The following is a 14,276-nucleotide window of genomic DNA, read 5'->3' as shown; positions in this document are numbered from 1 at the left end:
CCATGAACGCGGACCACGACGCCCTCCGGCTGGCGCTGGGAGCATATGTCCTGGGCGTGCTGTCCCCGGCGGAGACGGAACAGGTGCGTGCGCACCTCGCGGAATGCGACGGGTGCAGGGCCGAACACGCCGAGCTGGCCGGACTTCCGGCGCTGCTCGCGACGGTCAGCGCGGCGGAAGCCGAGGGCCGGCCCGTACCGGTCGGTGACGAGGATCCGGCCGATCGGCTGGTGCGGCGGGCGGCGGAGAGCGCCGGGGGCACACCCCAGGCGCCGCCCGGCACGTCCACGGCGCCTCGGGCTCCCGAGGCGGGACTGCTCGACCGGATGCTGCAGCAGGCCGCTGCCAGGCGCCGCAGAACCTGGCGGCGGCAACTGGCCGGTGCGCTCGCCACGTTGACGTTGGTCGCCGGGGCGGCGGTCGGCGGCACATGGCTGGCGATCAGCGGATCCGTGGCCGGTCAGGCGACACGGCCCGCACCGGTCACGCCGGCCCCGGTGCGCACCTTCTCCGGAAGCGACCCCACCACCGGCGTCACTGCTTCGGTCCGGGTCTCGCCCTCGGCGTGGGGCAGCGTGCTGCAGGTCTCCGCCCACGGGGCGCCCGCGGGCATCACCTGCCGGTTGCAGGCGGTCGGGCCCGGTGGGGCCAGGGCGGACGCCGCCACCTGGCTGGCGGGCACGTATCCCGTCGGCACCACGATCCCCGGCGCGGTCCCGATGTCACCGGGGGCCATCGAGCACTTCGAGATCGTCTCGGGCGCGGGCCAGAAGCTGGTCACGATCCGGGCATGAGGTGAACGTCGAAGAAGATGCGCGAAACGGGTGAATAGCTCGAACCATATGTGCTCGTCGTCCGTAGAACTGAATGAGTGCTCATACGGGTTCCTACGCAGAAGAGCCGGAAGACCATGTTTGTGACCGATTCGGCCCGTGCCGACACCCTCCCCGCACGGTCCTGCCACCACGAGGCGATGCTCACCCTGCCCGCGCAGGAGGCGCATGTCCCCGCCGCCCGTCACCTCGCGGCGGAACTGCTGGAGTGCTGGCGCGTGCCCGAGAGCGAGCGGGACTCCGCCGTCCTCATCGTCGACGAACTCGCCGCCAACGCCGCCCAGTACGGCCGCGAACGCATGACGCTGCTGCTCGTGCTCGACAGCGGCACCCTGCACATCGTGGTCACCGACTCCGGAACGGCGGTCGAGCGCGTCCACCACGACACAGCCCCGGACGAGCACGGCCGCGGCACCGGGATCGTCGACTCCCTGGCACAGTCGACCGAGATCCACCAGACGCGCGGCGGGCGAGAGGTCCGCGCCTGTCTGCGGTGCTCGGCGTGATCGTCCCCGTACGCTTCCGGCGAGCGGCCACGGCAGGACCGCGGCCGGCCACCGGGCCGCACTCCGCCCCACGGCCGGCGTCGTCCGGGTCGCGGCGTGACCGGACAGAGCGGCGTGATCGGACAGAAGGGCACGGGCGCCCATGGCGGACACCGTCGATGTCGAGGCCGTCTTCCGCGCCGAGTACGGGCGAGCGGTCTCCGTCCTCGTCCGCTTCCTCGGCGACATCGACCTCGCCGAGGAAGCGGTGCAGGACGCCTTCACCACCGCCGTACGCACCTGGCCGGAGTCCGGCGTGCCGCCGAGCCCGGCCGGCTGGATCATCACCACCGCCCGCAACCGGGCCATCGACCGGCTGCGCCGCGAGTCCTCGCGGGACGCCCGGCATGCCGAGGCCGTCCGGCTGTACGCGCCCCACCTGTTCGCGCCCGACCTGCACGCGCCCGAGGCCCCGCCCGAGGAAGGTCCCGTGCGCGACGACCGGCTCCGCCTGATCTTCACCTGCTGCCACCCCGCTCTCGCCCTCCAGGCCCGGGTCGCCCTGACCCTGCGCCTGCTCGGCGGACTGAGCACCGCCCAGATCGCCCGCGCCTTCCTGGTGCCGGAGCCGACGCTCGCCCAGCGGCTGGTGCGGGCCAAGGCCAAGATCCGCGACGCGGGCATCCCGTACCGCGTGCCCCGCGACACCGACCTGCCCGAACGGCTCGGCGGTGTCCTCGCCGTCGTCTACCTGATCTTCAACGAGGGCTACACCGGCGACCCCGCCCTGTGTGCGCAGGCGCTCCGCCTCGGCCGGCTGCTCGCCGCGCTGATGCCGGACGAGCCCGAGGTCACCGGCCTGCTCGCGCTGATGCTGCTCACCGAGTCGCGGCGGCCCGCCCGGCGGGACACGGACGGCGTCCTCGTCCCGCTGCCCGAGCAGGACCGCACACGGTGGAACCGCGAGCTGATCGCCGAGGGCCAGGACCTGGTCCGGCACTGCCTGAGCCGGGGCCGGCCCGGCCCGTACCAGATCCAGGCCGCGATCAACGCCGTGCACAGCGACGCGCCCACCGCCGAGGCCACCGACTGGGACCAGATCCTGCGCCTGTACGACCAGCTCATGGCCGTGGCGCCGTCCCCGGTCGTCGCCCTGAACCGTGCCGTCGCCGTGGCCGAGACCGAGGGGCCGGCCAGGGCGCTCGACCTCGTCGGCTCCCTGGACCTCGGCCGGTATCACGTGCTGCACGCCGTCCGCGCCGACCTGCTGCGCCGCCTGGGCCGCACCGCCGACGCGGCCGCGGAGTACGGCCTGGCCGCCGAGCTGGCCGGGAGCGAGGCCGAGCGGGCCTACCTGGAGCGGCGCGGTCGGGAGATCCACCCTCCTGCGACGTGACCCGCGTCACTGTGACCGGCCGGAATGAACTTGAGGAACTGAAAGGTTGGTAAATACATCCACCGTCCGATCCAGGCCCGGGCCGAAGCCGCCCGTGCACCACCAGCGAGGCACCCGTGAACCATCCCGCCACCGAACAGCCCGCCGAGCTCGTCGCACGGCTGCGCGCCACCTTCGCCACCGGCCGCACCAAGCCCGTCGAGTGGCGTACCGGCCAGCTGCGCCGACTGCGCGCGATGCTCACCGAGCGCGGCGCCGACCTCGCCGCCGCCCTGCACGCCGACCTCGGCAAGAGCAGCGCCGAGGCGTATCGCACCGAGATCGACTTCACCGTCCGCGAGATCGACCACACCCTCGACCACCTCGAGGAGTGGCTGCGCCCGGAGCCCGCGCCGGTCCCGGCCCACCTCGGCGCCGACGCGACGGCCTGGACGCAGTACGACCCGCTCGGCGTCGTCCTCGTCATCGCCCCCTGGAACTACCCGGCGCAGCTGCTGCTCGCCCCGCTGGCCGGTGCGCTGGCCTCCGGCAACGCGGTCGTCGCCAAGCCGAGCGAGCTCGCTCCGGCCACCTCGGCCGCCCTCGCCGAGCTGATCCCGGCCTACCTGGACACCGACGCGGTCGCCGTGGTCGAGGGCGGCATCCCGGAGACCACGGCCCTGCTGGCCGAGCGCTTCGACCACATCTTCTACACCGGCAACGGCACCGTCGGCCGGGTCGTGATGCGCGCCGCCGCCGAGCACCTCACCCCGGTCACCCTCGAACTGGGCGGCAAGTCACCGGTGTTCGTGGACCGCGACGCCGACCTGGACGTGGTCGCGGACCGGCTCGCCCGCGGCAAGTTCCTCAACGCCGGCCAGACCTGTGTCGCCCCCGACTACGTCCTGACCGACCCGGAGACCGCCGCCGCCCTCGAGCCCGCGCTGGTGCGCGCGGTCGAGGCGCTGTTCGGCACGGATCCGGCGACCTCGCCCGAGTACGGCCGGATCATCAACGAGCGGCACTTCGACCGGCTTTCGGGCCTGCTCGGCTCCGGCCGGATCGCGGTCGGCGGCAGGAGCGACCGCGACGCCAAGTACATCGCGCCGACCGTCCTGGCGGACGTCGACCCGAAGGCGCCCGTGATGCGGGAGGAGATCTTCGGCCCGATCCTGCCGATCGTCACCGTGTCCGGCCTCGACGAGGCGATCGCCTTCATCAACGACCGCGACAAGCCGCTCGCGCTGTACGTCTTCACCGAGTCCGAGCGGACCCGGGCACGCATCGCCGCCGAGACCTCCTCCGGCGGCCTGGGGCACGGCCTGCCGCTGGCCCATCTCACCGTCTCCGACCTGCCGTTCGGCGGGGTGGGGGAGAGCGGCATGGGCAGCTACCACGGCCGCTACTCCATCGAGACGTTCAGCCACCGCAAGGCGGTGCTGGCCAAGCCGCTGCGGTAATTCCCTTGCGTGGTACGCCGGATGTGCGACACTCCGCCGAATGACCGCTGAAACGATCACCGCGGACGCCTCCGGCACCTTCGAACTCGGCGACCTGCCCGTCCACCGCATCGGCTTCGGGGCCATGCGGCTGACGGGCAGCGCCGCGTTCCACCTCGGCACGCCCAGCGACCGCGCCCGTTCCACAGCCGTGCTGCGGCGGGCCGTGGAGCTCGGCGTGAACCACATCGACACCGCCGCCTTCTACTTCTCCGCCACGCGCTCCGCCAACGAACTCATCAACACCGCCCTCGCCCCGTACGCCGACGACCTGGTCATCACGACCAAGGTCGGTCCGTTCCGCGACTACTACGGCGAGTGGGGCCACGCGGCACGGCCCGACCAGCTGCGCGGCCACGTGGAGGAGAACCTGCGCCAGCTCGGCCGCGACCACCTCGACGTCGTCAACTTCCGCCGCCAGGAACAGGATTCGATCGCCGAGCACTTCGGAGCGCTCGCCGAACTGCGCGAGGCCGGCCTGATACGCCACCTGGGCGTCTCCGGCGTCGGACCGCGCCACCTCGCCGAGGCGCTGGAGATCGCCCCCGTGGTGTGCGTGCAGAACCGGTACGCCCTGGACCGGCCCGATCCCGTCGACGACGAGATGCTGCGCCTCTGCGCCGAACACGGCATCGCGTTCGTCCCCTTCTTCGCCGTCGCGGGCGAGGCCGGACCTCGGGCGGCGGCCGACACCCACGACGACACCGTGCGCGACATCGCCCGCGCCCACGGCGTGAGCCCCGCGCAGATCCGCATCGCCTGGACCCTGCACCAGGGCCCGCACGTCCTCGCCATCCCCGGCACCGGCAACCCGGACCACGTCGCCGAGAACGTCGCCGCAGGCGCCCTGCGCCTCACGGCGGACGAACTGACCCGCCTGAACGCCATCCACACCGGCACGAGCTGATCCGCCCTGGCCGGCGCCCCAGGGGCCTGCTCCTGGACGGCGGGGCCCGGCCTTTGTCCCGGGCTTTCTGGTGCCGGGGTCGGTGGGCCCCGGTCGTCGCCGGGGTCTCCGGGCTTGGCGAGGGCGGCCCCCAACTGTCGCTCCGGGTCTCTGGTCTCGGGGCGGGCGGCGGGTCGAGCCGGTGTGTTTCGGGTCTGTGGTCTCGGGGCGGCGGGTCGAGCCGGTGTTTCGGGTCTGTGGTCCCGGTGGGTGGCCCGTGGTCGCGTATCCGGGTCTCCGCGCCCCGGAGATGGCAGCCCCAGCCGTAGTCAGGGGGTCGCCGGTCTCGGGGCGGTGGCCCCAGCTGTAGCCCGGGAGCGGCGCTCTCCGTGGCGGTGCCCCGCAGTCGTGGCTCCAGGGCGCCGGTCCCCGGGAGGGCGGCCCAGCCGTAGTCCCGGGTTCCCGGCCTGCGGGACGGGGCCCCGCAACCCGGGCCTGCGGGACGGGGCCCCGCAACCCGGGCCTGCGGGACGGGGCCCCGCAGCCGTAGCTCCAGATCCCCGGTCCCCGGGACGGTGGCCCCAGCCGCAGTCCCGGGGTCCCCCATTTTCGGGGGCGGTCCTTCAACCGCAGCCCCGGGTCCCCCGGTCCCGGCACGGTGGCCCCCAGCCGTCCCCGCCCCCGCCCCCTGTCCCCCTGACGACAGTCCCTGACGACCAGTCCTCCCATAATGGGTGCGGGGGCACAGCCGTACGAAGGCTCGATTGACTACCATCGTGTAGACGGTCGCCCGGGCCGCACAGCTGCACACGAAGACGGGTGAGGGACGTTCCATGACCGAGGCGAAGGACGAGCGCCGGCCGGCCGGTGAGCTCGAGGCGAGCGTCATGGCCGCACTGTGGGCCGCCGGCGCCCCGCAGACGCCCGGCCAGGTCCAGCTGAGCCTCGGCGCGGACCTGGCGCGTACGACGGTGACCACGATCCTCACCCGCCTGTACGACAAGGGCGTCGTCGAGCGGCACCGCCAGGGCCGCGGCTACGCCTACCTCCCGGTCCGGGACGTCCAGGACGCGCACGGCCTCACCGCCCGCCGGATGCACAGCGAACTCGACCGGGACAGCGACCGCGAGACCGTCCTCGCCCGCTTCGTCGCCCAGCTCAGCCCCGACGACGAACGGATCCTGCGGGACCTGCTCGAAGCCGACGAATGATGACCGCACTCCTCCTGCTGCCCCTGCTGCTGCCGTTCGCCCTGCCGGCCCTGGCCCGCCGGGCCCTGGATCGGCTGGCCCCGGCCGCCGCGCTGTGGGCCGTCACCGGCTGTGCGGTGGTCCTCGCCGGCTGCTCGCTGGCCGCGCTCGGCTCGTTCGTGCTCATCGGGCTGCTCAAACTCCCGCTCTTCGCCGCGCTCGGCGAGCTGATCCACCCGCTGCGCACCGCCTCGGACCTCGTCGTGCTGCCGGCCGCCGCGACCTCCGTCGGCGCCCTCGCCGTCTGCGGCTGGACCCTCGTGCGCTCGGTGCTGCACCAGACCCGCGCCTTCCGCGCGGCCCGCACGGAGGCCGGGCGTGGGCCCTCGGCCGGCGACCTGTGCGTGGTGGACTCGCCCCGCCCGGACGCCTACGCCCTGCCCGGCCGCCCGCACCGCATCGTCGTCACCACCGCGATGCTGCGCAGCCTGGACGGTGCCGAGCGGGAGGCGCTGTTCGCGCACGAGCGGGCGCACAACGACGGTCGCCACCACTACTTCCTCGCCGCCGGCGAACTCGCCGCGCACTGTCATCCGGCGCTCCGCCCGGTCCGCGAGACCATACGCCTCGCCGCCGAGCGCGCCGCCGACGAGGCCGCCGCCGCCAGCGTCGGCGACCGCCGTCTGACCGCCCGGGCCATCGCCCGCGCGGCCCTCGCCGGACAGGCCACCCGCTCAGCCCACTCCGAGCGCCCCGACTTCGCGGCCGCCGCGACCACCGGCCCCGTGCCGCAGCGCGTCCAGGCCCTGCTGGCCGCCCCCCTCGTGCCCCGGGCCGGCCGAGCGATCGCCGCCCTCCTCATCGCCTGCACGGCCGTCTCCTGCGCCGCCTCGGTCGTCGGCATGGCCGATTTCCACCACCGGGTGGAGGTCGCCCAGGGCGACGCGAGGCCCTGACGCGCAGGTCCGGGCCCCCGACGCAACCCCGCATCACCTCCACCCCTTGAAAGCCGCACGGCAACGCGCGTAGAACCATGACTGGCGCCTGCGAGGTTTTACGTATAACCTCACGCGCTAACCACCCACACCGGAAGGTCCCGATGCGACGCGTCGCCCTGGTCACCCTCGTCGTCGACGACTACGACGAGGCCGTCCGCTTCTACACCGAGGCCCTCGGCTTCCGGCTGGCCGAGGACGCCCCCCGCCCCGACGGCACCCGCTGGGTCGTCGTGGAACCGGGCGGCCCGGACACCGGCACCGGACTGCTGCTGGCCCGCGCCAAGGACGAGGCCCAGCGGGCCCGGGTCGGCGACCAGACCGGCGGACGCGTCGGGTTCTTCCTGCACACCGACGACTTCGCCCGCGACCACGCCCGGATGACCGCGGCCGGCGTGACCTTCCTGGAGGAACCGCGGCACGAGCCCTACGGCACCGTCGCCGTCTTCCAGGACCTGTACGGCAACCGCTGGGACCTGCTCCAGCCCGCCACCCGCTGATCACCACCGCACCACCTGCCGAGGAAACGAAACGCCATGACCGCGTCCCGCATCGACACCGAGACCCTCCGCCGGCTCCCCAAGGCCGTGCTGCACGACCACCTCGACGGCGGCCTGCGCCCCGCCACCGTCGTGGAACTCGCGGCGGAGATCGGTCACACCCTGCCCACCACCGACCCCGACGAGCTGGCCGCCTGGTACTTCGAGGCCGCCAACTCCGGCGACCTGGTCCGCTACATAGCCACCTTCGAGCACACCCTCGCCGTCATGCAGACCCGTGAGGGCCTGCTGCGCACCGCCGAGGAGTACGTGCTGGACCTCGCCGCCGACGGTGTCGTCTACGCCGAGGTGCGCTACGCCCCCGAGCTGAACACGAAGGGCGGCCTCACGCTCAGCGAGGTCGTGGAGACCGTGCAGGAGGGCCTCGCCGCCGGTATGGCCAAGGCGGCCGCAGCCGGCACCCCCGTACGCGTCGGCACCCTGCTGTGCGGCATGCGGATGTTCGACCGTGTCCGTGAGGCCGCCGACCTGGCCGTGGCCTACCGCGACGCCGGTGTCGTCGGCTTCGACATCGCCGGCGCCGAGGACGGCTTCCCGCCCGCCGACCACCTCGCGGCCTTCGAGCACCTGCGCCGCGAGAGCGTGCCCTTCACCATCCACGCCGGCGAGGCGCACGGCCTGCCCAGCATCCACCAGGCCCTGCAGGTGTGCGGCGCCCAGCGCATCGGCCATGGCGTACGCCTCACGGAGGACATCGTGGACGGCAAGCTCGGCCGGCTCGCCTCCTGGGTGCGCGACCGCCGGATCGCCCTGGAGATGTGCCCCACCTCCAACCTGCAGACCGGCTGCGCCACCTCGATCGCCGAGCACCCGATCACGGCCCTGAAGGACCTCGGCTTCCGGGTCACCCTCAACACCGACAACCGACTGGTGTCGGGGACGACGATGACCCGGGAGATGTCCCTGCTGGTCGAGGAGGCCGGCTGGACGGCCGAGGACCTGCGCACGGTCACGGTGAACGCCCTCAAGAGCGCCTTCATCCCGTTCGACGAGCGCAAGGCCCTCATCGAGGACGTCGTCCTGCCGGGTTACGCGGCGGCGCTCTGAACCAGCCCCCTGAGGTAGGCGGCCTGTCCGATGTGCTGAAGGTCGTCGGACAGGACGCTCACCAGGCGGACGCCCAGGCTGACCGGGGGATCCCAGCGCTCGTCCACGATCCGTTCCAGATCCTTGGCCGCCAGCGGGCGCAGCACGCCGAGGCTCTGCTCGTGCACGGCGTCGTAGTACCCGGTGAGCAGGTCGGCGGACGCGACCCGCACCTTCGCGACCTTGGCCGGGCTGTGCCCGTACCCGGTGTCGTGGCGGGGCAGGTCGAGGCCGAAACGCTTCTCCCAGCCCTGGGACAGCCACACCTGGTCGAGGTCGAAGGCGTCTGCGATGTGGTCGTCCTGCACCCGGGTCAGATGCCACACGAGCCAGGCGATGGAGTTGGCGTCGGGGGCCGGGCGGTGGTGCAGCGCGTCCGGTCCGAGGCCCTCGAGGGCGGCATGGACTTCTTCCTGGATGCGGCCGTAGCCGTCGATGAGGATGTCCTTCGCATGCATACCGTCCACCATCCCAAACAGCGGGCGCTCACGCGTCCGGAATCCAGCTCCCGTGGAAACCGAGCGGCACCCGCCCGGGCAGGTGCACCCGTGCCACCGGCTCGCCGGTGAAGTCCTGAGCGGCCAGGATCACCAGGTCGGCGGCACCGCGGTCCGGGTTGTGGACGTACGCGATCGCGTATCCGTCGTCCTCGGCCGCCCGGTGGCCGGCCAGGTCGCGCGGTACGAACACCGCCTCGCCCGCCGCCGCGCCCTTCGGCAGCCGGTGCACCTGGGTGGCGCCGCGCAGCAGGTCGTGCTTGACGAGCGCGTTGGAGAAGGCGTCGTCGGGCGGGGTGCCGCCGTCCGGTGTCAGATAGGCGGCCGTCAGCTCGGCCGCCGCGGCCGTGTAGCCGTAGCGGTGCCGGCGCGACACCAGCGACTCGTTCACACGCGGGAATTCCTGCGGCCGGTCGTCCAGCACCCGCTGCCGTACGCGGCCGTGGTGCAGGTCGATCGTCCAGCGCTCCAGCTTCGTGGTGCCCGTGTCGTACGGACCGTCCGAGCCGCGCCCGTCGACGTGGAACGGTGCCGGGTAGGTCGTCAGGTCGACCACCACGGAGCCGCCCTCGTCGTAGGCGTTGAGCGTGTGCGAGGAGAAGACGGGGTCGATCCCGAACCAGCGCACCGGCCCGCCGGTCCGTCGCATGACGCCCACCCGGGTCGGGTGGTGCCGGTTCCAGACGTACGGCACCGGGGCGCCCCGTCCGGCCGCCGCCGCGTCGAAGGTCACCGGGATGTCGAAGAGGACGACGTGCCGCTCGGTCAGCGCGAAGTCGTGCATCATCGGCGCGTCCGCCACCGGGATCCGGTGCGTGCGGGCGACCCGCCCGGCGCGGTCCACGACCAGGTGCCGGACGTGGTCCCAGGTCGCGTGGTAGGCGACGGCGTGCAGCTCACCGGCGTGCACGTCGAACTTGGTGTGCGCGGCGAACGAGCCCTGCAGGGTGCCCCTGAAGTCGTGGGTCCCCACAGTGCCCAGCTCGCCGTCGAGTTCGTACGGCAGCGGACCGCTCTCCTGGAGCGCGAGGACCCGTCCCCGGTACGGGATCACATGCGTGTTGCACGCGAAGTCCTCCTCCGGCACCGGACCCGGATACGCCTCGCCCAGCTTCTGCGCGACCTGCGCGGAGCGCACCCAGCGGTTGCGGTACCACTCGGCCCTTCCGTCGCGCAGCCGGACGCCGTGCACCATGCCCTCGCCGAGCATCCAGTGATGGGTCCGGGGATCCTCCAGGCCGAGGACGTTGGGGCCGTTGCGCAGGAAGCGGCCGTTCAGCTCGTGCGGGACGCGTCCCGTCACCGGCAGGTCGAAGGCCGTCAGTTCCTCCGTGAGGGGAGCGAACGCCCCTTCCAGAAAAGGAAAGTGACGTTCCATCACCCTGCCTGCGGGGCGGGCCGCCGCCCGGCCTGTGCCCAGGCCGGTGAGGGCGCCCGCCGCCGTGAGTCCGGCCGTGCCGCGCAGCACGGTCCGCCGTGTGTGTTCCGCCATGCCATGTCCTCCTGACCGTCGTCGTCCTGGCCGACGGTCCCGAGTCTCGTGCGGCGGGCGGCCGGAATCAGGAGGGCTGGGACCCCTCCTGGGGTGGTGCCAGGCCCCCTGTCGCGCCGCCGGTCTCCAGGAGCGTGACGAGCGCCCGGGCGGCGGGACTGGTGGCACGGTCCGGCGGCAGCAGCGCCACGGTCTCGTACTCCGTCTCGCCCGTCCCCTTGAGCGGCAGTGCCGTGAGCGAGGGCCGCTTGTGCCGGAAGTGCCGGGGTACGACCGCGATCCCGAGGTTCTCGTCCACCAGGTCCAGCAGGCTGTGCACGTCGTTGACCTCCAGCGCGACCGTGCGCCGGACTCCGGCCGCGGCGAACGCGGCGTCGGTGGTGCGGCGCGGGCCCCAGTCCGGGTGGAAGTCCACGAAGACCTCACCGGCCAGATCGTCCGGGGTCAGCACCGCGCCCGTCGAGGTCAGCCGGTGGCCGGGGTGGCACAGCGCGGTCATCGGCTCGCTCGTCAGCGCCACCGAACGCAGCTGGTCGCTGTCCGCCTGGGTGCGGTAGGCGAAGGCGAGGTCGAGCCGGCCTGCCGCCACCTCCTCGGCCAGCGCGCCCGAACCGGCCTGCCGCAGCCGGATCTCCACGTCCGGATGCCGACCCCGGAACGCGGCCAGCAGCCGTGCCGGGTGCACCCCTGCGATGCACTGCTCGGTGCCGAGCGCCAGCGTGCCGCGCAGCACGCCCTGCACGGCCGCGACCGCCTCGTGCGCCGCGCGGACCTGCGCCAGGATCCGCTCGGCCTCCACCAGCAGCGCCCGACCCGCCTCGGTGAGCGTCACCCGCCTGGTGGTCCGCACGAACAGCGGCGCCCGCAGCTCCCGCTCCAGCGCCCGGATGGACGCCGACAACCCCGACTGGGACACCAGCAGGCGTTCGGCGGCCCGGGTGAAATGCTGGTCCTCGGCGACGGCGACGAAGTGCTGGAGATGGCGCAGTTCCATGATTGAGAAGCCTAGCCGCTGAATTCCATCGGATTCTTCTGTTGGACCGCTGCGTGCGGCTCGCGCGAGAGTGGCACCGGTAGATCGTGTGCCAACCCCTCTGGAGTCGCGTTGTACACCGCACATCCCGACCGTTACGCCGACATGCCCTACCGGCGCACCGGACGCAGCGGACTGAAGCTCCCCGCGCTGTCCCTCGGCCTGTGGCACAACTTCGGCCCGGACCGGCCCGTCGAAACCCAGCGGGCCATCCTGCGCCGCGCCTTCGACCTGGGCGTCACCCACTTCGACCTCGCCAACAACTACGGCCCGCCGCCCGGCGCCGCCGAGTCCGCGCTCGGCGAGGCACTCAAGGCCGACTTCCGGCCGTACCGGGACGAACTGATCATCTCCACCAAGGCCGGCTACCTGATGTGGCCCGGCCCGTACGGCGAATGGGGCTCGCGCAAGTACCTGCTGTCCTCGCTCGACCAGAGCCTTGCGCGCATGGGCGTGGACCACGTCGACATCTTCTACTCCCACCGCCCCGACCCGGACACTCCGCTGGAGGAGACGATGGGCGCCCTGCACGCGGCGGTGCAGCAGGGCAAGGCGCTCTACGTCGGCGTCTCCAACTACTCGGCGGAGCAGTCCCGCGAGGCCGCCCGCATCCTCGCCGACCTCGGCACCCCGCTGCTCATCCACCAGCCGCGCTACTCGATGCTCGACCGCCGCCCCGAGGACGAGGGACTGCTGGACGCCCTGGACGAACTCCAGGTCGGCTCCATCGCCTACTCCCCGCTGGAACAGGGCCTGCTCACCGGCCGCTACCTCGACGGCATCCCCGAGGACTCCCGGGCCGCGAGCGACAGCCCCTTCCTGAACTCGGACGCGGTCACCGAGGACCTCGTCGGCCGTCTGCGCGCCCTCGACGAGATCGCCGAGTCCCGCGGGCAGACCCTGGCCCAGCTGGCCCTGGCCTGGGTGCTGCGTGGCGGCCGGGTCACCTCCGCGCTGGTCGGCGCGAGCAGCCCGCAGCAGCTCGAGGACAGCGTCGGCACCATCCGCAACCTGGACTTCGAGGACGGGGAACTGGCGCGGATCGACGCGATCGTCAAGCCGTGAGCCGCTCGCCGACCTCCCGGAGGCGGGCCGCCGCCTCCGGGCCGACGGCGTAGACACCGCCCAGCCCCCGTCGAGCTGCGGGCCGGCGGCGCACCACACGCTGGTCGCCGCTCCCTGGGCGACGGTCTTCTGCTGCCAGGGGGTGCGTACCGGGCGGCCCTCCTCGTCGATGGTGCCGGCCGCCCGCAGGGCGTCCTCGGTGAGGCGCCTGGCGCACGCCGACCCGGCCCACCCCTGGCAACTGGAGGAGCCGGCGCGCGCCGCCTACCGGGAGTCGGTCGTCAGCTGAGCCGTTCCGCCAGGCGTACGGTCACGGTGTCGCCCTCCCGTTTGCCGATCGCCTTCCGGATGGCGGCCTTCACGGGGAGCTTGTGCCGGCCGTCTCCCAGAGCCATGAACGAACTCCGGAACGGGTGGCCGTCAACCGTGCCGCGGACCTTGACCAGGCCACGGGTGCCGAAGAACTCGGCCGAGCGCGGCCAGACCACATAGGTCCAGCCGCCGGCCTCCGGACTCCTGTGAAGAACCGCGGTGAACTCCACGTCCACCGGACCGCTCGTCTGCATGGTGTACCTCCGTGTGCCTCGGTGTGCCGCCGCGCGCGGCGCCCTGCCGGGAACCGTGTGTCAGGACAGACCGTCGCGCGCGGCGGAACTCATCGCCGGCCAGGCGGTGTCAGGCACCCGCCGGAACCCGGTCGAGAAAACCCAGCACCTGGCGGATCCGGCCCTCGTCGTCCAGCGTGACGACGTCGAACCCGGCGACCGGCGCCGAGCCGTCGGCCTCGTTCACCAGCTCCCAGCCGAAGCGCGCGGTGTCGTGGTGTCCGTCCACCACACCGAGCGGTCGGAAGACGAACCCGGGGAACTGCTCGTGGGCCGCCGCGATCACGGCCGCGATGCCCTCGTGGCCGCGGACGTCGGCGAGCGGGTCGGTGTAGCCGCCGTCCACGGTCCATGCGGCGGCGACCGCCTTCTTCAGCTCCTCCGGCTCGGTGGCGTTCCAGGCCTCGAGGTAACGGACGGCGGCGCTCTCGTAACGGTCGGTGTTCGCGGACATGGTGAATCAGCCTCCATCGAGGTCGTGGCTGCGGACAACCGCTGGTCGGATCCGGATCCGGGGCTTCGCCGATCCGGTGTGACCACCATGCCGGAGCGCCTGGAGGCGGGTCGATTACCTGCCTGGTCATGCCCGGGGGCCGCGAACGCGCCGGTGTGTTCCGGCCAGATCGGGCGGTGAATATGCCAACAGACTGGCCGGAAAGTCATGGTGACAGTGTT

16 protein-coding genes are annotated in these 14,276 nt (G+C 72.9%); 11 read left to right on the top strand and 5 right to left on the bottom strand.

From position 1 onward, the window contains the following. Positions 1-2 precede the first annotated feature (2 nt). The 9 genes from ACWDEN_RS00425 to ACWDEN_RS00385 all read left to right on the top strand — a co-directional run bounded on the left by ACWDEN_RS00425 (position 3) and on the right by ACWDEN_RS00385 (position 8,870). Positions 3-794 carry a zf-HC2 domain-containing protein gene (locus tag ACWDEN_RS00425; protein WP_450856455.1) on the top strand — a complete coding sequence of 264 codons (792 nt, stop codon included), beginning with the start codon at positions 3-5 and terminating at the stop codon, positions 792-794. A 116-nt stretch (positions 795-910) separates the two neighbouring features. After that, positions 911-1,339, top strand: a complete 429-nt coding sequence (locus ACWDEN_RS00420; RefSeq protein WP_450856453.1) for an ATP-binding protein — start codon at positions 911-913, stop codon at positions 1,337-1,339. Positions 1,340-1,481: 142 nt separating this feature from the next. Then, on the top strand, positions 1,482-2,714 hold the full coding sequence (locus tag ACWDEN_RS00415) for an RNA polymerase sigma factor (RefSeq protein WP_450856451.1): 1,233 nt from the start codon (positions 1,482-1,484) through the stop codon (positions 2,712-2,714). Between the two features lie 116 nt (positions 2,715-2,830). Then, positions 2,831-4,153 carry an aldehyde dehydrogenase family protein gene (locus ACWDEN_RS00410; protein WP_450856449.1) on the top strand — a complete coding sequence of 441 codons (1,323 nt, stop codon included), beginning with the start codon at positions 2,831-2,833 and terminating at the stop codon, positions 4,151-4,153. A 40-nt stretch (positions 4,154-4,193) separates the two neighbouring features. Next, positions 4,194-5,099: an aldo/keto reductase gene (locus ACWDEN_RS00405; RefSeq protein WP_351603642.1), complete on the top strand. Its 906-nt coding sequence runs from the start codon at positions 4,194-4,196 to the stop codon at positions 5,097-5,099. A gap of 812 nt (positions 5,100-5,911) precedes the next feature. Then, a complete protein-coding gene (locus tag ACWDEN_RS00400; protein WP_351603644.1) occupies positions 5,912-6,289 on the top strand; it encodes a BlaI/MecI/CopY family transcriptional regulator in 378 nt (125 codons plus the stop codon). After that, positions 6,289-7,224: a M48 family metalloprotease gene (locus ACWDEN_RS00395; protein WP_351603646.1), complete on the top strand. Its 936-nt coding sequence runs from the start codon at positions 6,289-6,291 to the stop codon at positions 7,222-7,224. The genes ACWDEN_RS00400 and ACWDEN_RS00395 overlap by 1 nt, the downstream gene beginning before the upstream one ends. A 143-nt stretch (positions 7,225-7,367) precedes the next feature. Then, positions 7,368-7,763 carry a VOC family protein gene (locus ACWDEN_RS00390; protein WP_351603648.1) on the top strand — a complete coding sequence of 132 codons (396 nt, stop codon included), beginning with the start codon at positions 7,368-7,370 and terminating at the stop codon, positions 7,761-7,763. 36 nt (positions 7,764-7,799) lie between these two features. Then, positions 7,800-8,870: an adenosine deaminase gene (locus ACWDEN_RS00385; protein WP_351603650.1), complete on the top strand. Its 1,071-nt coding sequence runs from the start codon at positions 7,800-7,802 to the stop codon at positions 8,868-8,870. Here the strand turns inward: ACWDEN_RS00385 and ACWDEN_RS00380 are convergent. From ACWDEN_RS00380 to ACWDEN_RS00370, 3 genes are all read right to left on the bottom strand, one after another. Then, complete coding sequence (locus ACWDEN_RS00380; protein ID WP_351603652.1) at positions 8,852-9,367, bottom strand: mycothiol transferase; 516 nt, start codon at positions 9,365-9,367, stop codon at positions 8,852-8,854. The two genes, ACWDEN_RS00385 and ACWDEN_RS00380, sit on opposite strands and share 19 nt — an antisense overlap. Before the next feature lie 28 nt (positions 9,368-9,395). After that, on the bottom strand, positions 9,396-10,898 hold the full coding sequence (locus ACWDEN_RS00375; RefSeq protein WP_351603654.1) for a carotenoid oxygenase family protein: 1,503 nt from the start codon (positions 10,896-10,898) through the stop codon (positions 9,396-9,398). Between the two features lie 67 nt (positions 10,899-10,965). Beyond that, positions 10,966-11,892: a LysR substrate-binding domain-containing protein gene (locus ACWDEN_RS00370; RefSeq protein ID WP_351603656.1), complete on the bottom strand. Its 927-nt coding sequence runs from the start codon at positions 11,890-11,892 to the stop codon at positions 10,966-10,968. 111 nt (positions 11,893-12,003) lie between these two features. On the opposite strand from ACWDEN_RS00370, the gene mgrA reads away from it, so the two are divergent. Together mgrA and ACWDEN_RS00360 are read left to right on the top strand one after the other, a co-directional pair. Continuing rightward, the gene (mgrA, locus tag ACWDEN_RS00365) at positions 12,004-12,996 is read left to right on the top strand and encodes an L-glyceraldehyde 3-phosphate reductase (RefSeq protein ID WP_351603658.1); all 993 of its coding nucleotides are present in this window, start codon (positions 12,004-12,006) and stop codon (positions 12,994-12,996) included. A gap of 142 nt (positions 12,997-13,138) precedes the next feature. Next, positions 13,139-13,285 (top strand): hypothetical protein, encoded by a 147-nt coding sequence (locus tag ACWDEN_RS00360; protein ID WP_351603660.1) that lies wholly within the window; start codon positions 13,139-13,141, stop codon positions 13,283-13,285. Here the strand turns inward: ACWDEN_RS00360 and ACWDEN_RS00355 are convergent. Together ACWDEN_RS00355 and ACWDEN_RS00350 are read right to left on the bottom strand one after the other, a co-directional pair. Beyond that, positions 13,278-13,562, bottom strand: coding sequence for a DUF1905 domain-containing protein (locus tag ACWDEN_RS00355; protein WP_351603662.1), 285 nt, complete (start codon positions 13,560-13,562; stop codon positions 13,278-13,280). The genes ACWDEN_RS00360 and ACWDEN_RS00355 overlap by 8 nt on opposite strands. Before the next feature lie 109 nt (positions 13,563-13,671). After that, on the bottom strand, positions 13,672-14,055 hold the full coding sequence (locus ACWDEN_RS00350; RefSeq protein ID WP_351603664.1) for a nuclear transport factor 2 family protein: 384 nt from the start codon (positions 14,053-14,055) through the stop codon (positions 13,672-13,674). Between the last annotated feature and the right edge of the window lie 221 nt (positions 14,056-14,276).

Source organism: Streptomyces sp. NPDC001153 (assembly GCF_053598315.1).
The sequence above is the reverse complement of the archived record's forward strand: the minus strand, read 5'-3'. Positions and strand labels throughout refer to the sequence as shown.